Below are 22,117 nucleotides of genomic sequence, written 5' to 3' on the forward strand. Positions count from 1 at the left end.
CGCTAATTGTTGGCGTTTCACTAATCTCAGGTGATGTGGTGCTAATTGTTGGTGCAATCGCAGTTTGACTAATCTCAGATGGTATGGTGCTAAATTTTGGTGCGATCGCTTGCTGAATAATCTCAGGTGATGTGGTGCTAATTACTGGTTCTTCACTAATCTCAGGTAATGTGGTGCTAGTTGTTGGTGCGATCGCTTGCTGAATAATCTCAGGTGATGTAGTGCTAATTACTGGTGTTTCAGTAATCTCAGATGATGTGGTGCTAATTGTTGGTGCGATCGCTTGCTGAATAATCTCAGGTGATGTAGTGCTAATTACTGGTGTTTCAGTAATCTCAGATGATGTGGTGCTAATTGTTGGTGCGATCGCTTGCTGAATAATCTCAGATGGTATGGTGCTAAATTTTGGTGCGATCGCTTGCTGAATAATCTCAGGTGATGTGGTGCTAATTACTGGTACTTCACTAATCCCAGGTAATGTGGCGCTAATTGTTGGTGCGATCGCTTGCTGAATAATCTCAGATGGTATGGTGCTAAATTTTGGTGCGATCGCTTGCTGAATAATCTCAGGTGATGTGGTGCTAATTACTGGTACTTCACTAATCTCAGGTAATGTGGTGCTAGTTGTTGGTGCGATCGCTTGTTGAATGATCTCAGATGATGTAGTGCTAATTGTTGGTGCGATCGCTTGTTGAATAATCTCAGGTGATACGGCGCTAATTGTTGGTGTTTCACCAATCTCAGATGGTATAGTGCTAAATTTTGGTGCGATCGCAGTTTGACTAATCTCAGATGGTATGGTGCTAATTACTGGTACTTCATTAATTTCAGGTAATGTGGTGCTAGTTGTTGGTGCGATCGCTTGTTGAATAATCTCAGATGATGTAGTGCTAATTGTTGGTGCGATCGCAGTTTGACTAATCTCAGATGGTATGGTGCTAAATTTTGGTGCGATCGCTTGTTGAATAATCTCAGGTGATGTAGTGCTAATTGTTGGTGTTTCACCAATCTCAGATGGTATGGTACTAAATTTTGGTGCGATCGCGGTTTTACTAATCTCAGGTAGTGCTAAGATGGGATGACTTTCTGTAGACTCGCTGGTAGTTTTCTCGACGTTGCTGTAACGTTGCAGGAAAGTCACATTTGCTGAGACATCTGAAACATTAACCACCATTGGAGACTGTGACTCGGAAGTGACTAACTCTTCATTATTATCAGAGTTTCTGAACAGACTAGGTGTGTCTTCAATAATATTGGCTGAGGTCGGTGTTAACTGAACAGGTACACTGGCTGGAGACTCACTCGTAATACTAGAATCAGTTCCTTGTTCTACTGTTATATTATTAGGCAAAGGAAATTCTACAAAGGAAGTTTCTGCTAATCCACTTGTGCTTTCGTCTAATTTATTTTCTTGTTGTAATGGCGAAATTCTTTCTATCCCATACGAGTCTGCACTTGTCAAAATAGATGTTAACTCAGAATTTACTTGCAGTTCATCTTTAGAAGTCTTCCTGAGCAAAGTCGATTTACTTTCAATACTAGGCGAAGTCGATACCGTTAGATTAGTAACAGAATCACGATCGTTTGTAGTATTTTCTGAAGCAATATTCTGTTGTAAAGTAGGACTTTCAGAATGAATCTCTACCTGTTGAGGTTCATCTGACACTAATAAACTATTTTCATTAAAACTAATAGGAATATTACTTTCATCAACCAATTGCTTAATATTTTTAGCTGCTGATGATTTTACTGCTTTTTTAGTTCTATTTTTTGGTTTTGTCTTTGGTGGTTCTTGAGACTTATTTGTTTTTTTTGATTTAGATTTAGTTTTACTATTTGTTTCTGATAGCGGGTCGTTACTCGTATTGTTCTCAATGCTAGTTGGCATAATCTCTGGAATACTTTTTTTTCCAGGATTACTACTATTAATATTACTATTTTCGGGTTGAATTATTGAGTCAAAAGAATCAAACTCAAATAATGGATACTCACTATTTATATCGTGAGTATCCCAACCTATTAATGGTTGAATCGACGATTCATATTTACGAGACAAGAAAAATCTAGAAGATGTGACTAATGGTGATTGATTTCCTATATAACTGAGAAAATTAGACTCTTTCCTCAATCCTATATTGTGAAGATTAGATAAAGATGATCTTACCCCCAGTGGATGAATATTGTTTCCTAGTACAGGTTGAATAATTTGCATAGTTATGGTTAAAAAATAGCCAATTAGCTAGAAGGAAAATATCCGGTTTTTTTAATCCGTTCTACAGCAGAGCCTCCTCCTGTTGTTTGTCCGACTTGTAAACCTTCATAAGCTAAAGTTAATTCTTCAATTGCAACTGCCTTTCCATCTGCTTGGAGTGTAGGTGTTTTCCAGGTTATAGGAATAGCACCAATCAAAGTCCAACTCATCATTGTGTCACCAGCTTGATTGAAAACTAGAATATTGACATTGCGTCGAAGTGTCACGTTTTTTTCATCAAAAACTTTACTCATCCAGTTCCAAAAACCTTGATGATTGGTAACTCCACGTTTAAGAGTTATATCTGCAAATTCCGTATAACCTAAATAAATTCTTTGCTGGTCGTTGACACCACCTTCATTAAAAACATTTTTCTTAATTTGAACACTTAATCCTGAACATTCAGTAAAGGATGCAGCAATAGAACTGTCTATCTCTACATAGAAACGATTATCAGTGACATAATCTAATTCGTGAGTAATGTTGCCATTATTAGCAACTGTACCAAACACGTTTGAGAGCTTTGAGAGTAATGAAGCCATCACAACCACCTCTGAGAACGATAATTACCGAGCCTTTCTCGCTGCGATCGCAGGTCTTCTAGCAAAAGTTTATACACATGTTGGGTAAGCTCGTTTAAAAGTATTGAGTCGTTGAGGTATTTACCCGCCGCAATAGCTGCTTGTTCAGCATCAGATCCCGCCGAAATCCCGACGTATCCAGCAGTACCGCCAACATCTCCATCGAACACGAAAAAACTTTGTTGCTGATTTGAGTCCATAAATAAAAAAGCTCTCCTATAGTCAAGGCTAAAGCTACTGCATCAGAATCAAAAGTAGCCAAAAGTCTAACTTGGACTTTGCCTAAATTTAGACTTTTGATGAATTAATGTTAAAACTGCGATCGCCTGAGCTTATAGCGTGCGTTAACCAAGTGCGATCGCCACTTTTGTAGGGACTGGGTTTCCCGAAAATTTAGACAGGCGGCTCACTGACCATCGGAGACATCGCTTTACATTGAGTGACTAATGACTAATAACGCTTAGGAACATGGATTAAATAAGATGCAAAACTTTATCCTGTCTCTAGCTTCCCTCTCCTTTATAAGGAGAGGGATTGAGGGTGAGGTAAACCAGGGATATAAATTGTATGTTATTTAATTCTCATTCCTTAAGAAGCCGATCGCTGCTGGTCAATTTGCAGTGGAATATTTTCTAGCACGAGTTGCCAAAAGTGCTTAATGGGGGGAATTTGCAGACGGTCTTGAGTTGTCACCATCACTACCCGACGAGTCAAACCGGAACCGTCTGCCAAACCACTAGTGTTATTGCTAGCTAAAGAACGAATCGCCAGGGTAGGGTCAAGACGAGCTTCCAGTAATGCGGATTGAGGTAGCAAAGCTATCAATTGTCCTTGGCGCACGACTCCCCGAAAGGCATCTAGGGTATTTACCTCTAAAGCCGACTGGAGTTTAGCTTCCATCCGCTCAAATCTATCTTGTATTAAGCGTTGCATCCCATAACCATCTTTAAAAACCACTTGGGGATAACGAATTAACTCCGACCAAGGGACGGATTCATATTGGGCTAGGGGATGATTGGCTGCGGTTAAAATTTCTATAGGTTCATCATAAAGTACTTCTACCACCATTTCTCTACTGGTGGTTAAAAAGCGATTATTCATCACAATTGCTAAATCCACCAATCCATCTTTGAGGACTTTCAGGGCGCGATCGCTTCCTAATGAAGTTACCCGCAGTTGCACATCTGGATAATCATGACAAAATTTTTGCAACACTGGCGGTAAGTAAGATCCGCACAGAGAGTGAATCACCGCAATGCAAAGTTCTGGTTGCTTTCCGGCGATTAAATCGGCTAATTCTTCTGTAGCAGTCTGCCACTCTTGGCAAATTTTGCGGACGCGCGGTAGCAAAAGTTCACCTCCTAGCGTTAGCTTGGCATGACTGGTTCTGTGAAACAGTTCTATCCCCAAATCTGCTTCTAATGATTGGATTTGGCGGCTAATCGTCGATTGGGTAATACCACACGTTCGTGCTGCTTGTTGAAAGCTGCCGGTTTGGGCGATCGCTAAAAAGGCTTGCAACTGCTCTAGGCGCATTTTTATGTAGCCTGAATTACATTTATCGGTTTCATTAAGTTAACGGATTTTTAATAATCATATAAAAACCTCACTCCCAAGCTCTCTTTGTAAGTTCAAAAAGGGGTTGGGGGTGAGGTATAGCTTAACCTAAATCTTATTAAGAAAGAATTCAGGAGTCAGAATGCAATTAGTTGGGGATTTAGACCCGCAAGTTTCTTGTTGGTTGGCCACCAATTTTTCAATTTGGTGTGGTGTTTCACCGTTTATTCAGACGCGACGCTCGTGACGCTCGATGACTCGCTAACGCTGCGCTATCGCTCTTAGCGTCTCCCCTTGGGAGAAGACTCGCTAACGCTACGCTATCGAGTACTCGCTAACGCTGCGCTATCTTATCTGCCAGTCGTACAGAATTCATTCTGAATTCTGACTCCTGACTCCTGAATTCTGTTCGATAAGGCAATACAGTTCAGTTAGCGCCAAAAACCTTAAATACTATTTTCTAATGCGAGAACCTGTTACTTCATCAGGATCGCTATAAGCTCGGACTTTTTCACGATTACGCAGTCCTGCTAAACCAGCTAAACCCAACAAACCTAGCCAACCCCAATCAAAACCGCGATCGCTAGTTCTTTCCGAAGTTGTAACGCCTGTATTCCTGTTAGTACCTGTGGCATCAGTACCTGTAGTTCCAGTACCTGTGGAATCAGTACCCGTAGTTCCACTACCCGTGGTTCCATTACCTGTGGAATCAGTACCCATTGTTCCACTACCCGTGGTTCCATTACCTGTGGAATCAGTACCCATTGTGCCTGTTGTACCAGTGCCTGTGGTTCCAGTACCTGTGGTTCCAGTACCTGTTGTGCCAGTGCCTGTGGTTCCAGTACCTGTTGTGCCAGTACCTGTTGTGCCAGTACCTGTGGTTCCACTACCTGTAGTTCCAGTGCCTGTGGTTCCAGTACCTGTTGTGCCAGTACCTGTGGTTCCAGTACCTGTTGTGCCAGTACCTGTGGTTCCAGTACCTGTGGTTCCAGTACCTGTAGTTCCAGTGCCTGTGGTTCCAGTACCTGTTGTGCCAGTACCTGTGGTTCCAGTACCTGTTGTGCCAGTACCTGTGGTTCCAGTGCCTGTGGTTCCAGTGCCACCACTGGAACCTCCACTTTGGGCAAAAACTGAAGGAGGTAAGGACACAGAAGCGAAACTGATGGCAAAGACAGTAGCTAAAGCAGCTTTAGATAAATTGAAAGGCTTCATGTTTATGGTTCCTTTTATGTTCTAGATTTCTATGCTTGATTGATTTCCAAAACCGATATTCTCTCCTCAATCCACTGTTAAATTAGGTAAATTTTGAAAAGATAGATTGAGGAGTCTTTTACCTAGCTTTTGTTGAAAAAGTTGAAAGTATTTGAAGATACCACAACAACTTATTATTCGTCACATCAAGCAAAATAATTCATAATCAGTAATTACTACTTCAGGGTTATGAATTCACGACCAAAGTCGTTTGTTCACAAGAAAAATGAACAATAATATTTATTTTTAGAATAAAATTATATTCACTTTCATCCCATTTTCATTTAATTACTTATTGTGAATTATTTTGTTACTGTTACATAGCATAGCTGCTAGTTTTTCGCTGGGCTTCTACCATAAGAGTCAAACCACTAGTACCGCAAGGCGGAATTCAAAATTCAAAATGAATAAAGCGCAAGGGTTTCATTGATTTAGAATGGGTGGTTTATTTCCGCCGTGCTGTACTAGTGGCTAGAGACTCTATTAAGAATACTTCATAATATTATTTAACCTGCGAACTTATAACTTCATACTCCAGGTGTGTCTTACTTTAGACTTAAGGAATAGTTTTATTGTCAGTTAAGTAGGAGGGCATAAATAACTAAAGGTTTGTAGTAAGGGCTTGAGTCCTCTCTTCTTTACGAAAAGCTGCGCCAACGAAACACTATGCGATTAAAAGTTGACAGTAAAATTTACCATTCGGCTAAAGCGATCGCTATTCTTTGTTTGAAATCTGCTGGGATTGCATCACTATTTGCTAACTGCTGCAATTGTTGATGTGCAGCTTCCCCATCCAGATTTTTTAGTGCGGCGATCGCATGTAGTCTCACCGATGTATTAGAATCGCCTAACAGCAAGATCAATGGTTCAATTGCTTGGATTTTGCCTAACTGTCCTAAAGATAAGGCGATCGCACTTTTGATGTTAGCAATCTTGATGACTGGATAGTGCGACCGCAGTATTTGCAGTAAGATTTCTGCGGCTGGTGTAGTTAAGTGCGGTTTTTGCACTCTTCCCAAAACTGTGACAATTTCTTGGCAAAGTGTCTCAGAAGTGCTTTGATTGAATACTTGTTGCAAATATTCCAAACTTGATAACGTCCCCACCCAACTTAAAGCGCGGATGGTTTCTAATTGTAGCCTTATCGGTGTCTGGGGTAAAATCAGCAAATCAAATAAATATTTGGCAGCATCATCACTACCCATACGAGAAAGGGTAACTGCGGCTGCACAACTAACATCAAGGTTAAAGTCGTAAAGTTTGGGTTGCAGTTTCGTTACTAAATCTAATGGTTGGTATAAGTTGGGGCGAAAACCTAAACCTAGCACTGCTACACGCCTCACCGTTGCGGCTATATCATCCAAAGCTTTTAATAATACTGGTGGTACACGTTCGTCATGAAAACTGCTGAGGGCTTCAATTGCGGCGGCGCGGATTGTTGCTTGCGGATCTTGCACTACACTTAACAGAGGTATGATGGTTTCTGGTTGCCGAATACAAGAAAGCGATCGCACTGCTAACAATCGTGTATTTTCATCTAACAGAAGTTCAGTTAGTGAAGCAATCGCAACAGTACCCATTTGTCCCAGTGCTGTAGCTGCGATCGCTTTGAGTTCTTCATCGTCATCATTTTTCAACAATTCAACTATTGATGCGATCGCTTGTGGGTGTTTAAATTCGCCCAAAGTCCTTGCCGCATACCAGCGCAATTCTTCTTCTGCGTTTTCATCTTCTAATATTTCAATCAGAGGTGGAATGGCAATATTGCCCAACTGAGTCAACACTTTGGTAATTTCCCACCGTTGTTGAAAATCCCCAATTTCTAACACCGAAAGTGTTAATTTCAGGAGATATTCTCGATTTTTAACCATCTCTGGATGTTCCGAGTCTACCCCTAAAATTAACTGTTGCAAATATTGAATTAGTGATGACCAATCAGCTGCATTATATGCTGCCTCGGCTTGCATCAAAAGCTGGTTGATGTTACTCACGACACTCTGTTTTAATTTTTAATTATGCAAAGCAGTACTAATGGTTTTTGACACTCTCAGCACTAAAAGTGACTGAGATTCTTGAAAAGTAATGAGTAATGAGTAATGAGTAATAAGTAAATACCCATTACTTATTACTTATTACTCATTACTTAGTCACAGCAGTTAAATAAAACTGCCGTTTGCTTCTACTCACGGCTGAAGCCTCTGAGCTTGTCAGCAAATCGTGTTATTTCTTGTCAATGTTGGGTTACGCAAAGCCTCCACCCAACCTACAATTTTTTTGCTTGGTCATCCATTACGAATTACGTTAGCGCAGCGTTAGCGAGTATTCGAGGGTCGCGTCATTACGAATTACGAATTATTTTAAGTTGGCTTGACTACAATCGAATTACCCTCAATTTTGGCGGCGTAGGTTTTCAGGGGGTTTGTTGCTGGGCCTTTTTGCACTTTACCATCGGCTCCATATTCCGAACCATGACAGGGACAAGCGAATTTTTTCGCATCAGCTTTCCATGCTACAGTGCAACCTGCGTGAGTACAGGTAGGGTTAACAGCAGTGAGAGTTCCGGCTTTAGATGTGCCGACTACCAGCACAGGCCCAGCAGGTGAGTTTTTTGCCAGCAATTGACCTGTTTTATCTAAATCTGCCGATGTACCGACTGTTTGCCAATCTTTAGATGCTGGAGTTGTTTGAGAAGAACAAGCTGCGATCGCTACAGGTAAAGAACTCGCAATCAAACCCAAACCTACCCAATTGATAAAATCACGACGTTTCATAGCTTCTGAAATAATATCTAAGTTTTAGCTAAAATCTGCCACTTAATTTTGGATTTTAGATTAATCTATGGCGATCCAAAATTGCTGCGGTCATCTCAAACACCGTTGATTAAGGGTTTTGCATCGCTTTCTGACTTTTATGCAAAAAATACATTAAAATATGTAATTTTTGCAACTTTCTCAAAAAAACGTAACAATTTATACGATTTTAACAAAAATCTCATCTTAAGTTATGAGTATCGAAATTGTTACATGAACATTATCTAAACCAGCTTGACAAATTCCCAAGATGTAAATGGCGACAAGTTTTCCTTAACTAACCACGGATTTGAAGTTTCGCGTTGGAATGCTCTTGAGTAAAAATAATCAGCCGTAATTAAATATTAAGTTTTTATTCCCTATGATAGACATCGCAACTACTACTAGTCTCAATAAGTTCGAGAAATTAAAAGCAGAAAAAGATGGACTCACCATCAAGAATGAGATAGATAAATTTGCCTCCTTGGGTTGGGAGGCAATGAACGAAACAGATCGCGATCATCGACTCAAATGGGTAGGCGTGTTTTTTCGCCCAGTTACCCCAGGCAAGTTTATGATGCGGTTGCGGATGCCTAACGGTATTCTTAGCAGCAGTCAGATGCGTGTTTTGGCTGAAGTGGTGCAGCGTTACGGTGATGATGGTTGCGCTGATATTACCACGAGACAGAATATCCAATTACGGGGGATCAGAATTGAAGATTTACCAGATATCTTTAATAGATTTCACGCAGTTGGTTTAACCAGCATTCAGTCAGGAATGGATAACGTTCGCAATATTACAGGCGATCCTGTGGCGGGGTTGGATGCAGATGAGTTGTACGACACGCGAGAGTTGGTACAACAAATTCAAGATATGCTTACCAACAAAGGCGAAGGGAACCCAGAGTTTAGCAACTTACCACGGAAGTTTAATATTGCGATCGCAGGTGGAAGAGACAATTCAGTTCACGCTGAAATTAACGATTTAGCCTTTGTGCCAGCATTTAAAAATAGTGCTGAGTGCCGAGTGCTGAGTGCTGAGTCTTTTTCCCACTCAGCACTAGCTCAACGCCCCGCTACCGCTAACAGCACTCAAGACTCAGCACTCATTTTCGGGTTTAACGTTTTAGTCGGTGGCTTTTTCTCAGCCAAACGTTGTGAAGCGGCGATTCCTCTAAATGCTTGGGTGGCTCCTGAAGATGTGGTAGCTGTATGTAGAGCCATTTTAGAAGTTTATCGTGACCACGGCTTACGCGCTAATCGCCAAAAATCCCGCTTGATGTGGCTAATCGATGAATGGGGTTTCGATAAATTTCGAGCAGAAGTAGAAAGTCGTTTGGGTAAATCATTAATATCCGCAGCCGCAAAAGACGAAATCGACTGGGAAAAACGCGACCACATTGGGGTATATAAACAAAAACAACCAGGATTAAATTACGCAGGTTTGAACATTCCTGTCGGTCGCTTGGATGCCGAAGGTATGTTTGAAATCGCTCGGATGGCAGAAGTTTACGGCACTGGCGAAATCCGGTTTACAGTTGAGCAAAACATTGTTATTCCCAACATTGCTGACTCGCGTTTAGCAACATTTTTAACAGAAACGTTGCTAGAAAGATTTTCCATTAATCCTGGTTTACTGGCGCGATCGCTAGTATCTTGCACAGGTGCAGAATTTTGCAACTTTGCCCTGATTGAAACCAAAAACCGCGCCCTAGCAATGATTAAAGTCTTAGAAGAAGAGTTAACCTTCACTAAACCAGTGCGAATTCACTGGACAGGTTGCCCCAACTCTTGCGGACAACCCCAAGTTGCAGACATCGGCTTGATGGGAACTAAAACTCGCAAAAATGGCAAAACCCTCGAAGGCGTTGACATATATATGGGTGGCAAAGTCGGCAAAGATGCTCATTTGGGAACTTGCATCATCAAAGGCATACCATGCGAAGACTTGCAACCAATATTGCAAGATTTACTCATCCAAAAGTTTGGAGCAAAACTCAATAAAGAAGCCCTATTAGTTGGTAACTGATTGGGCATTGGGCGTTAGGAGTGCTGAGTTAGAAGTAGAGACGCGATTAATCGCGTCTGTACAAGAGTAAGAGTTAGGAGTTTTGTTTATCTCCTTGTCCCCTTGTCTCCCTTGTCTCCCTCGTCTTCCTCATCTCCGTCACTTCATTTAATTACAAAGATTGGAATGCTTAAAAACTTATTTTCATTTAGCGATCGCTACCGCATCTTACATCAAACTTGGTTTGCTTTCTTTCTCACCTTTGTTTGTTGGTTTAACTTTGCACCCTTTGCTACAACCATTGGCAGAGAGCTACATTTAGCGCCAGAGCAAATTAAAACTTTAGGTATCTGTAACCTCGCCCTCACAATTCCTGCACGGCTAATTATTGGGATGCTTCTGGATCGTTTTGGCCCCAGAATCACCTACTCAATATTGCTGATGTTTACGGTTATTCCTTGTTTGGCGACGGCGCTAGCGCAAGATTTTAATCAACTAGTTATCAGTCGTTTGCTGATGGGAATTGTCGGCTCTGGGTTTGTGGTGGGTATCCGCATGGTGGCAGAATGGTTCCAGCCGAAGGAGATGGGAATTGCTCAAGGCATTTACGGCGGTTGGGGAAACTTTGGAGCTTTTGGTGCAGAATTTGCCTTACCGATGATTGCAGTTTCTACCAGCTTTTTCGCTGGTGGTGCTTCTAACTGGCGGTTTGCGATCGCATTTACAGGAATTATTGCAGCTATCTACGGCGTAATTTATTACAACAGCGTCCAAGATACGCCCGCAGGTAAAGTTTACAAGAAACCTAATAAAAATGGTTCTCTAGAAGTGACCAGTATTAAAAGCTTCTGGGCGATGATTGTCTCGAATTTTGGTTTGATTTTCGCCTTGGGTTTATTAGCTTGGCGCTTGGAACAAAAGAAAATTCACTTCTTAACTTTGAGCCAAATGTATCTTACTTGGTTGCTATTAGCGGGATTATTTGCTTACCAAAGTTACAAAGCTTGGGAAGTAAACCGAGAATTGCTAATTGGTAAGAAAACTTATGCTCCATCTGAACGCTTTCAATTTGGTCAAGTAGCTTTACTTGAATTCACTTACATAACTAGCTTTGGCAGCGAACTTGCAGTTGTTTCCATGCTCCCAGCATTCTTTGAAAAAACTTTTGCTTTAGAGCATGTTATCGCTGGGATGATTGCCGCTAGCTATCCCTTTTTAAATTTGGTTTCTCGTCCCAGTGGTGGCTTAATTTCTGATAAATTTAGCTCCCGAAAGTGGACAATGACAATTATCAGTGCTGGCATTGGTGTTAGTTATTTGATGGCACATTTTATTAATAGTAGCTGGCCGATTCCAGCTGCGATCGCAGTTACAATGTTTGCCGCTTACTTTGCCCAAGCTGGCTGCGGTGCGACTTACAGCATTGTCCCCCTAATTAAGAAAGAAGCTACTGGACAAATTGCCGGAAATGTGGGAGCTTACGGTAATTTTGGCGGCGTAGTTTACCTGACAATTTTTAGCTTAACCGACGCTCCAACCCTGTTTTCTACAATGGGTTTAGCTGCTTTAGTCTGCGCCTTTATGTGTGCCTTTTTCCTCAAAGAACCAAAAGGTTCCTTTGCGGCTGCATCTGAAGGTGAATTAGCAGAAACCCCAGCAAACATATTGTTAACTGAAGAATAATCAACTCAAAGATAAATTAGTGAAATTAACTCTAGCCCTTCTCTCTTGAGTGTAATAAGCTAATCGGCATTTAAGTTGCATAAAAGCAGGGCTGAAGCCCTTACTAAAAGCGAATCATTCTGGAAAAATGAATGACGATTAGCTTACAGACCCTAGCATTGGTGAGTAAGATTCAAAGCCTCTCCTAAAAGGAGCTACGGTGTACACACAAGTCAAATTACCCCCCTTATAAAAAGAAATCTAGTTCCCTCCCCTTTGCAAGGGGAGGGTTAGGGTGGGGTAAAACCTTAGTTAATCAGCTATTTCAGACTTGTGTGTACACCGTAGCCTAAAAGGAGAGAGCAATGGAAGTGAGGTCAAAATGTATTGCTTCCATTCGAGAAAGGCTATATCAAAATTCATGAAAATCTCTTTTTCTTCTCTCTGCGCTCTCTGCGTCTCTGCGGTTCGATAAAAAGCTTTTTGCATAACATACAAATTCCTCAAACACTCGCTACATCTGAGGTTGCCCAATCAAAATAACAAAATGCTACAACTGCCATGAGTGAATTTACTAAAACTCTCTGTCCCTACTGTGGTGTTGGCTGTGGTTTAGAAGTTTCACCTCCAGCGCAACTTGGCAAAGCAACTAATCGAGATGGCCAAGGAAATCCCATTTGGCGGGTGCGGGGCGACAAAGCCCATCCATCTAGTAAGGGAATGGTTTGCGTTAAAGGCGCAACGATCGCAGAATCTTTAGATAAAAATAGATTACATTACCCAATGGTGCGCGACTCATTAGATCAAGAGTTTCGCCGCGTTAGTTGGGATGAAGCTTTCGATTTGATCGCCAAACGCATTCAAACCGTGCTACTCACCCAAGGGTCAGAAGCTTTATGTATGTACGGTTCCGGTCAGTTTCAAACCGAGGATTATTACATAGCCCAGAAACTCATGAAAGGCTGTTTGGGTACTAATAATTTTGATGCCAACTCACGTTTATGTATGTCTAGTGCTGTGTCTGGGTACATTCAAAGCTTTGGCTCAGATGGGCCGCCCTGCTGTTACGATGACCTAGAATTAACTGACTGTGCATTTTTAATTGGTACTAATACGGCTGAATGTCACCCCATCGTTTTCAATCGGCTGGAGAAATATCACAAAAAGAATCGCAAAGTCAAAATGATTGTGGTCGATCCCCGTCGCACACCAACCGCAGAAGCTGCTGATTTGCATTTAGCCATTCGTCCCGGTACAGATATCGACTTATTGAACGGCATCGCCCACTTGTTGATGCGCTGGCACTACATTGATGCGATATTCATAGATGAGTGTACCAGCAACTTTCCGGCTTATGCTGAAATAATTCGCCACTCTCCGCCCGAAGTAGTGGCTCGTCAATGTGGAATCAGTATTGAAGATTTAGAAACAGCAGCACATTACTGGGGTAAATCTGAGCGGGTACTGTCTTTGTGGTCAATGGGTGTAAATCAATCCTCAGAAGGGACGGCTAAGGTTAGAACTATCATTAACCTCCACCTGATGACTGGACAGATTGGCAAACCTGGGGCTGGCCCTTTTTCCCTCACTGGTCAACCCAACGCGATGGGAGGACGGGAAGTTGGAGGTTTGGCCAATTTATTACCAGGTTATCGGACGGTGAAAGATCCCCAGCACCGTGCAGAAATTGAGCAGTTTTGGGGACTCCAACCGGGACAAATTTCGCCCAATCCCGGTTTGACTGCTTGGGATATGATTACTGAGTTAGAAAATGACGCTGTAGAGTTACTGTGGATTGCAGCTACTAATCCAGCTGTGAGTATGCCAGATTTAGAGCGGACTAAAAAGGCGTTGTTGCGATCGCCTTTCACTATTTACCAAGACGCTTATTATCCCACAGAAACCTCTGCCTACGCTCACGTTTTGCTACCAGCAGCCCAGTGGGGTGAAAAAACTGGTGTGATGACAAATTCCGAACGGGTGGTAACTCTGTGTTCAGCCTTCCGCCAACCGCCAAGAGAAGCGAAAGCAGATTGGGAAATTTTTGCAGAAGTTGGACGCAGATTAGGTTTTGAGAAAGAATTCGCCTTTGCTAACTCTGCTGAAGTTTATGCTGAGTTTGTCCAACTAACTAAAAACCGCCCCTGCGAGATGACAGGTATCAGTCACGCGCAATTACAAGCAGAAGGCCCGACTCAATGGCCTCATCCAGAAGAGAGCAGGGGGAGCAGAGGAGCAGGGGAAGCAGGGGGAGAAGCATCTGCAAATTGCTCTGGGAAACGATTATACACCAATCTCCGCTTTCACACTCCTGACGGACGCGCTCGATTTGGGGCATATTATTCCAAGGGATTGGCAGAACCACCAGACCCCGATTATCCGTTTGTGCTAACTAATGGACGACTTTACGGACACTGGCATACGCAGACACGCACCGGTCGAGTTGAAAAAATTTGCAAAATGCATCCCCAACCATTTATCGAAATTCATCCCCGTGATGCTGCTAAGTTAGGTATTGTAGATAACCAGTGTGTAGAAGTGCGATCGCGTCGCGGTCAAGCAAAGTTTCCTGCTAAAGTAACAAAAGCGATCGCACCTGGTACAGTTTTTGTCCCCATGCACTGGGGTTCCCTGTGGGCAGACAATGCCGAAGCTAACGCCCTCACCCATCCAGAATCGTGCCCCGATTCGTTGCAACCAGAATTAAAAGCCTGTGCGGTGCAGTTGATACCAATTTTGGTGGAAGTTCCCATCAAAAATCATCAACTCCAATCCTTACAATGGTAAGCTGCAAAGTGTCGCTCCAAAGCGATAATTTATAACCAGCAATAGGTAATTTCGTCAATAATCAATAGTCAATAGTTATTATCAGTTTTTATGACTCTCTAATTTTGACTGTTGCCAATTACTATATCTAAAGAAGTAAATTGTTAGTAACAAAGAGATTTACTAGACTTAATTTTAGCAATGGATAAATAATAAAAAATAGTTAGAAAACTTACAAAGCATAGCAAGGAATGGCACTAAGTTAAGACACAGCCCTTGCCCTGACTGGTTCCCAGCCTGGAGGCTGGGAGGCTCTGCCTCCAGTGGCTTAATGCTACGGTGTACACAAAAATCGAATTACCCCCCTTAATCCCCCGGATGCATTGGGGGAAGACTGGAAATCTAGTTCCCTCCCCTTTGCAAGGGGAGGGTTAGGGTGGGGTAAAACCTTGGTTAATCAGCTATTTCAGACTTGTGTGTACACCGTAGGTGACTTAATGAGAGGCAGCAGCCCTCTCGTAATACGTTCCCATCCTCCAGGCTGGGAACGAGGTAACACAAGACTTTGGGCTTTTAACAAGCGTGCCATTCGCATCAGCAAGTAATCTTTTTCCAATCCTCTAGATTTATCTATGGGATTTTATTTTAAAATCGGGTGCAGCATTATGAAAAAGTTACTCAGGGAAATTTTAAGAGCTACCAAAGACGAGAACTTCATGCACATCATTGAAAACATAGAAGTGCTAGTTTCTAAAGTTCTATCTATTTTCATGGTAATTGTAATTTTGGTAGCAATTACAGATTTAGGAATATTTATTTTCAAAGAATTATTTACAATCCCTTATGGGAAGTTTAACACAACACTGTATAAGGTTTTTGGTTTATTTTTAAATATTTTAATTGCCTTAGAAATCTTAGAGAATATTACAGCCTATTTACGAAGACACGTTTTTCAAGTTGAATTAGTTATTGTCACTTCTTTAATTGCTGTTGCCAGAAAAATTATTATTCTTGACCTAGAAAAAATTGGAGGTCTTGATATAATCGGTCTAGGTGTAGCTATTCTTTCCTTATCGATTAGTTATTTGATAATTCGTTCCAGTAATTCCAAAGATGCAAGTTAAGATAATTTGTAATTCGTAATTCGTAATGGGGATCTATACCCCGCCACAAAACTTGCCGCTACTCCCGATTGCCCATTCCTCATCCTCACCCATCAACTTTGGGTTTGTCCAACAATGACAGATTTCTTTCAATTTGAAGCAGAATTTGTTGATTCTTTGCGTTGCATCCCTATGCAGGTGCGTTGTAAATTAGATACCTGTGGCATCAAACTAAAATTGTCTGATTGGAATCAAATGGCTACAGATCAGCGTCAAGTTTTAGTCGAATTACCTTGCACTACAGAAACGGAAATTCAGTCTTACCGCGAGTATATCCAGCAATTAATCATACAACGTACAGGTATACCAGCTACAAAATTATCCATCGAACCTCATCCTGCATGGCTAGACTCTGCCATAGTGCCAGCTAGCCTTCAGGAAAAAGCTCAAGAAATAGGTGTAACCCTGACACAGCAAGACTGGACAGCATTAACACCCTTACAGCGTTTTGCCTTGATTAAACTCAGCCATCCAGGACATGAAAACAAAAATTTTAAGAGAGCGATCGCAGAATTTCATCTGCTTTAATTAGTCAATAGTCATTAACAAAACAAATCTGTAGGGTGGATTACACTTTGTTAACTTGCAGCCATCAAATGATACATTAAAACACAATTAGTGTTGTAATGTATCAAAAATTCATGTAGATGTTAACGACTAAAATAACTGATTATAAATTAATATTTACTTTATAACAATTAAAAATAAGGGTAAAAAATATGGCTGCAAAGAAACTTTTGATGCTTGTTGGCGACTATGTAGAAGACTATGAAGTGATGGTGCCTTTTCAGGCATTGCAAATGGTAGGACACACTGTTCATGCAGTTTGCCCCGACAAAAAAGCTGGCGACAAAGTGCGGACAGCAGTTCACGACTTTGAAGGAGATCAGACTTATAGTGAAAAACCCGGACACAATTTCACTTTAAATGCTACGTTTGCAGAAATAGAAGCCTCAACCTACGATGCCTTAGTCATTCCCGGAGGACGCGCACCAGAATATATCCGCTTGAATCAGCAGGTGCTAGAAATCACCCGTCACTTTGCCCAAACGAATAAACCGATTGCTGCCATCTGCCACGGCTTGCAGATATTGGCGGCGGCTGATGTACTGCAAGGTAAGCGATGTACTGGCTACCCCGCTTGTAGCCCAGATATCAAGAGTGCTGGAGGGATCTATGTTAATATCCCTGTCGATCGGGCAATAGTTGATGGTAACTTGGTGACAGCACCAGCTTGGCCGGCTCACCCGCATTGGCTAGCAGAATTCCTCACAGTACTTGGAACTAAGATTGAACACCCAGAACTGACTACAGTTGTTTGAGGCAAGATACCAGAAATCTTTTGGTTAAATCTTCATAACAGTTTCTTTCCCCACTCCCAACACCAAAAGAGCTTTGGCAAAAACAACTGACAACAGACGACTGAAAATTATATATTTTTAAAATGGAACTAAATGCAGTAAAAAATACTATTTTTTAATAAATTGCAGTAGCTTTAATTTGCCGCTACGATGTCAAAAGTAGAGCATCGAGACAAACTGATTTATCCGCCTAAGAAGCCACTTTTAGGACAAACTCTCAGCAGATGGAATACTTCTTTACATGAGGTGAAACAATTTGGAATTTTGCATCAATAATTTTAAATTTCTTAGCAGTAAGTGAAGCTATAGTGGATTTAGCAATGCTGCTGCTAATGTGGCTAAGGTTAGTCCTGCTGCCAAATTATGTGAAGAATTAGTTTAGAAACGCACTTCTTATCGATGACAGGCAAAAACGCAAGACATAATGCATTTCTGCGGCTAGTGTCTGGTAATGGGGCAGCTTTGGGAGCAGAATCTCGCTACTCCCTGCCCCCCAGTAAAGAGATGGTAATTGGACGCGACCCCAGCTGCCAAGTTGTCTTGGATGCCATGACGTACCGAATGGTGTCTCGTCGTCATGCAGTGGTTCGTCCCCTCTCTCTATCCCCAGATAGCAAATTTAGCTGGGTGCTTTGTGACTTGAATAGTGCTAATGGCACTTATTTGAATGGACAACGCTTATATGAATGTCAGGAATTGCACCCAGGCGATCGCATTTCTCTAGGTGCTGATGGGCCACAATACATTTTTGAATACGAGTATACCTCACTGACTCCGGCAACGACAGTCAACCAAATTACACCACTGCCTTCGGCAACAAACTACCACAACCACACGCAATTAAAGCAGCCAGATTCTGTTAGTTTCACCCAACTTTTTCCGATTATTTCCACTGGTAAAGATTTAACTAGTAAAGCTTACCTCGTACCGGGAATACTGACCGTAATTTTTGTGGTGCTGATGTTCGCTACAGTCGGTCGTCCCCAAGCTAATCAAGTGATCGTAGCAAGTTACATCGCCTTCGCTGCCTACTATTTTGTTTACCAACTTTGCGGTAAACAAAAGCCTTGGTGGGTGCTAATGGCTACATCATTGGGGACAATCCTGATTTTGCTCAGTCCGTTGTTGGATCTATTTATTTTCGTATTTCGCGGCATCCTACCTGGAAGCTTGCCCACACCCCAAGAATCTATTACCTTCACAGAGTTACTGGTGCGGATGTTTTTTGGCGCTGGGTTGATGGAGGAATTACTCAAGGCATTACCTGTACTAGGGGCTTTTGCCATCGGGAGAATGTTGTCTTCACCTTGGCGGGAACGCATCGGCATCTGGGAACCTCTAGATGGCATTCTCCTGGGTACAGCTTCTGCTGTGGGCTTCACTCTCTTAGAAACCCTCGGTCAGTATGTACCTGATATAACTCAAAATGTCACGCAACAGGTGGGTATAGGGGCTGCTGGTCAACTGGCAGGTTTACAACTGCTAATTCCGCGAATTTTAGGCTCTGTAGCCGGACACATGGCTTATAGTGGCTACCTGGGTTATTTTATCGGGTTAGCTGTCCTCAAACCTAGTAGAAGTTGGCAAATTCTCTCTATTGGTTATCTGAGTGCCTCTGCACTCCACGCTCTGTGGAATGCTACAGGATCGATCAATGCCTTGCTGTTGGTAGTTGTTGGGGTGTTATCTTATGCATTTTTGATGGCGGCAATTCTCAAAGCACGGGCGCTGTCACCGACGCGATCGCAAAATTTTGCTACCCGATTTCTTGGGCCAAAGTAGGGGAGATTAACAATTCAAAATTCAAAATGACGCTCGCAGACTCGCTAACGCTGCGCTAACAAAATTCAAAATTAAAGACGTTTTCAGACGGGGATTTAAACCCCGACTGAAAATGATGCTACCTGTAGAGGTAGGGGTCTTAAATCCTTGGATTTACGATAAAAAACTCTCAATGCTTGAGTATTTACCTCTTGGGATAGATGGCCTAATTTGAAAATCAGCGTAGTGTAAATTTATTATGGAGTAATTATACCTAGAAAAACAAAAATCATAAAGCTTCTTGCGAAAGTCTTGATTTTTGACTCTTTTTTGCGTAGGGCAACCAACATCTTTGCAAAACACACCTCTAAACAGAGTAAATGCAAAGCGCGGGTTACGCGAACACAATGAACGGATAAGGAAAACTTTTTCTATTCCCTACTCCCCATATTTCTCTACGAGAGGCTGCGTCAACGACTGTGCTACCTCGACAAGCTCGGCACAAGTCAGTACAAGTTCCCCATTCCCGATTCATACTTCAGGCTGAGACTTGTTAAGTTCGGTAAAAGCATAAGAAGCGATCGCTAAACTAACCTTTGCTTTCTCTACTTCTGATAAAGCTGTCCACTCGCTATTTTGCAGATTTCTGAGTGCAGATGCCGCATTTTGTGATTCGCTACTTCGCATGGCGTAAGCAAAAGGACGAGCTAAAACGATCAGATCCTCTGTTCCCCAAGTTGGTAGTACACTCTGAACGCACTCAACTAGTTGCTCGCTAATTAATTGACGAGCCGCGAATATCTCAGCAGCTTTGGTGGCGATGGTATTGAGCAATATTTGGGGTACACAGGCGGAAAAATTAGTACGTAATATTTCTTGAAGGTTAAGTACTACTGCCTGTTGGAGGTGATGATTTTCGTCTGGTGTAGGAGTGATACCAGACCAAAGTGTATCTAGATGTCCGTAAAAATCTTGCGATCGCCTCATCAGTTCTTCATCAAGCAAACCTTCCATTCCAAACTGTTGTTCTAGTTCCTGAAAATAAGCTTCTGATTCATCATCACCCGGATTCCAGGGATAGTTAGCATCCTCTGGTTCTAATAACGCTTCTAATAACTCTAAATCTACTTGAGATGGCAAAGATGAGAAAGTGTCTGAGCCATTAATTTTGTGAGCCATATTTTCTTCCCTCATGATTATTTGGTGGTATTGACAGCTACAACTCCTCAGAAGAGATTTCCGCAAAAAAAGTTGATTTCTTGTGCAAAAAAAACAGATTTTAGAAGTTGATACTTAACACAAAAATCTATTTATGCAATGGCTTTGCTAGGAGTCCTGAATAATAAACTCCCAGGTTTCACCCCTAGCACTTCCAAACTTTAACTGCATTCCCGATTTCAAAGGGACTTCCTCTCGGAGGATTTGTTGCCAACCATTAGGGCCTAAAAACCAGGTTGTCCCGTAGGTGGAAAAATCTTGCAAATAATAAGTTCGCACCAGTGTAGCATCTGTAAGAGTGTTGCGGCAGAAGATTTCGGCGTGGCGTTTGGATACAGATGGTTCGGGGATGACGATATCATTGTCTTTCGTGCGACCGATGCGGGTAACTCCATAACGCAGTACCCAAGTTTTACCTTTGGGAGTGAGCGATCGCAAACTTGCAATTGGAAGCGAGGAACCGACATCAGGAATGGCTGTATCTGGTAGTTCGGTAATACCTTCATCCAGATTCTTAATCAGTTCGCCATTAAAATCTGGATGCAGGTAGAGAACAGGCAAAGTCCAGGCAGGTTGATTAAATTTATACAATGTTAACAACTCTTGCCTTGCCTGTGCTACGGCTTCATCAATTGGCTTGTGCGATCGCAAAGCTTCGGTAAAGGCTTGAATAAAACTGTGGCTTTCGTGGTCAGCAATTTCATCGCGCATCCCCAAAACCGCAGGTACACCGTGACGAATCAGTACTTCTGCTAAACTGCTGGCAGGGATAGCTTGATGATTGATTGCAGCTGGTTGTGCGCCCCAACAGGCGTTGAAAACTGCTAATTTTACACCTGTACGGGTCAAGACTTGCGCCAATTCTATGCCGTTGAGGGGCATATCTTGGCGCAAAAACAGTAACCCTCCGTCTGGATCTGGCAAACCGTGTCCAGCGTAAAAGAAAACATTGTATTCTTTAGTTTCTAATTCATCAATCAACTGTTGTGGAGTTGGTTGGATGAGTTGATTCACTACACAAGGCGCGTATCTTTGGGAATTACCAGGTGTATCTACCAAAGCTTGCTGTAAGATAGCGGCTTCTTGTTCTAGTTGCAGCTTGTCATCATGACCTAAAACCAGCAGAATACTTAAAGCTTGGTCAGTTCGCAAATGCGGTAAAGCGTCAACTTCAGTAGTGGTGCGACTAAATAGCAAATCTTGCGAGAGAGACATCGCCGATTGACCAGGCTCACGCTGCATAATTTCCCAAGGGAAAGCGATCAGATCCGGGTCACGAATTTCTAGTCGAAAACGCAAACGTGTATGCTGACCCATAGCAATACCGCGACTGCGTTCTAAACTACCAAGAATTTGCCCGTCGAATACCCAGCGCCATAAATTCATTCCCAAGTATTGCATCAGACGACTGCTGTAGGGGCCAGTAGTTTGACCCGAAGGCGGTGAAATCCAATCTATGGGGAGTGGGTTGACCTTTTGAGATGTTGAGTTTGGGGGAATATCTAGGTGACTATGACCAGCAAACATCTGCTGCCATTCTTGCCATACTTGGGTCAGTTCAACAGGCCATACACAGTCACGTAAAACGTAGCCACTGGGATAGGGAGCCTTGACCACCCAAATAGCGAAGTTGTCAGTGCCAGTGTTTACGAGACGGGCGATCGCCAAATTCAGGGATGGCATGGATTCATTAAACTAAAAGCTAAAAAAATAATTTCAAGAGAATTCAGAATTCAGAATTCAGAATTC

Annotated in this window: 15 protein-coding genes and 1 pseudogene; 7 read left to right on the top strand and 9 right to left on the bottom strand. The window is 42.2% G+C overall.

Translation table 11 applies throughout. From position 1 onward, the window contains the following. The 7 genes and pseudogenes from HWQ37_RS01215 to HWQ37_RS01245 form a co-directional block, all read right to left on the bottom strand. Positions 1-2,212 (bottom strand): annotated as a pseudogene (locus HWQ37_RS01215) (hypothetical protein); the annotation flags it as partial. Between the two features lie 23 nt (positions 2,213-2,235). Beyond that, positions 2,236-2,793, bottom strand: coding sequence for a phage tail protein (locus HWQ37_RS01220; protein ID WP_292742821.1), 558 nt, complete (start codon positions 2,791-2,793; stop codon positions 2,236-2,238). Further along, complete coding sequence (locus HWQ37_RS01225) at positions 2,793-3,032, bottom strand: hypothetical protein (RefSeq protein ID WP_292742823.1); 240 nt, start codon at positions 3,030-3,032, stop codon at positions 2,793-2,795. The genes HWQ37_RS01220 and HWQ37_RS01225 overlap by 1 nt, the downstream gene beginning before the upstream one ends. A 388-nt stretch (positions 3,033-3,420) precedes the next feature. Beyond that, positions 3,421-4,368 (bottom strand): LysR family transcriptional regulator, encoded by a 948-nt coding sequence (locus tag HWQ37_RS01230; RefSeq protein WP_292742825.1) that lies wholly within the window; start codon positions 4,366-4,368, stop codon positions 3,421-3,423. A 474-nt stretch (positions 4,369-4,842) separates the two neighbouring features. Next, positions 4,843-5,601, bottom strand: a complete 759-nt coding sequence (locus HWQ37_RS34795) for a WGxxGxxG-CTERM domain-containing protein (protein ID WP_465249656.1) — start codon at positions 5,599-5,601, stop codon at positions 4,843-4,845. A gap of 731 nt (positions 5,602-6,332) precedes the next feature. Next, entirely contained in the window at positions 6,333-7,631 is a 1,299-nt protein-coding gene (locus HWQ37_RS01240) for a HEAT repeat domain-containing protein (protein ID WP_292742827.1), read from the bottom strand. 366 nt (positions 7,632-7,997) lie between these two features. Further along, on the bottom strand, positions 7,998-8,411 hold the full coding sequence (locus HWQ37_RS01245; RefSeq protein ID WP_292742829.1) for a QcrA and Rieske domain-containing protein: 414 nt from the start codon (positions 8,409-8,411) through the stop codon (positions 7,998-8,000). Positions 8,412-8,811: 400 nt separating this feature from the next. Between HWQ37_RS01245 and HWQ37_RS01250 the strand changes: the two genes are divergently transcribed. From HWQ37_RS01250 to HWQ37_RS01280, 7 genes are all read left to right on the top strand, one after another. Then, complete coding sequence (locus HWQ37_RS01250) at positions 8,812-10,458, top strand: ferredoxin--nitrite reductase (RefSeq protein WP_292742831.1); 1,647 nt, start codon at positions 8,812-8,814, stop codon at positions 10,456-10,458. 165 nt (positions 10,459-10,623) lie between these two features. Next, complete coding sequence (locus tag HWQ37_RS01255) at positions 10,624-12,120, top strand: NarK family nitrate/nitrite MFS transporter (protein ID WP_292742833.1); 1,497 nt, start codon at positions 10,624-10,626, stop codon at positions 12,118-12,120. Between the two features lie 540 nt (positions 12,121-12,660). Further along, positions 12,661-14,886 carry a molybdopterin oxidoreductase family protein gene (locus tag HWQ37_RS01260; RefSeq protein ID WP_292742835.1) on the top strand — a complete coding sequence of 742 codons (2,226 nt, stop codon included), beginning with the start codon at positions 12,661-12,663 and terminating at the stop codon, positions 14,884-14,886. A gap of 644 nt (positions 14,887-15,530) precedes the next feature. Then, the gene (locus tag HWQ37_RS01265; protein WP_292742837.1) at positions 15,531-15,989 is read left to right on the top strand and encodes a phosphate-starvation-inducible PsiE family protein; all 459 of its coding nucleotides are present in this window, start codon (positions 15,531-15,533) and stop codon (positions 15,987-15,989) included. A 114-nt stretch (positions 15,990-16,103) separates the two neighbouring features. After that, positions 16,104-16,556 carry a nitrate reductase associated protein gene (locus HWQ37_RS01270; protein ID WP_292742839.1) on the top strand — a complete coding sequence of 151 codons (453 nt, stop codon included), beginning with the start codon at positions 16,104-16,106 and terminating at the stop codon, positions 16,554-16,556. 191 nt (positions 16,557-16,747) lie between these two features. Beyond that, entirely contained in the window at positions 16,748-17,350 is a 603-nt protein-coding gene (locus tag HWQ37_RS01275; RefSeq protein WP_292742841.1) for a DJ-1/PfpI family protein, read from the top strand. Positions 17,351-17,788: 438 nt separating this feature from the next. Beyond that, on the top strand, positions 17,789-19,171 hold the full coding sequence (locus HWQ37_RS01280) for a PrsW family glutamic-type intramembrane protease (protein ID WP_292742843.1): 1,383 nt from the start codon (positions 17,789-17,791) through the stop codon (positions 19,169-19,171). Positions 19,172-19,681: 510 nt separating this feature from the next. Here the strand turns inward: HWQ37_RS01280 and HWQ37_RS01285 are convergent. Both HWQ37_RS01285 and HWQ37_RS01290 read right to left on the bottom strand, forming a co-directional pair. Then, a complete protein-coding gene (locus HWQ37_RS01285; protein WP_292742845.1) occupies positions 19,682-20,329 on the bottom strand; it encodes a hypothetical protein in 648 nt (215 codons plus the stop codon). Positions 20,330-20,476: 147 nt separating this feature from the next. Continuing rightward, positions 20,477-22,051: a CHAT domain-containing protein gene (locus tag HWQ37_RS01290; protein ID WP_292742847.1), complete on the bottom strand. Its 1,575-nt coding sequence runs from the start codon at positions 22,049-22,051 to the stop codon at positions 20,477-20,479. Positions 22,052-22,117 lie beyond the last annotated feature (66 nt).

The sequence above is a fragment of the Nostoc sp. NMS4 genome, from assembly GCF_017115095.1.
Classification (GTDB): domain Bacteria; phylum Cyanobacteriota; class Cyanobacteriia; order Cyanobacteriales; family Nostocaceae; genus Nostoc.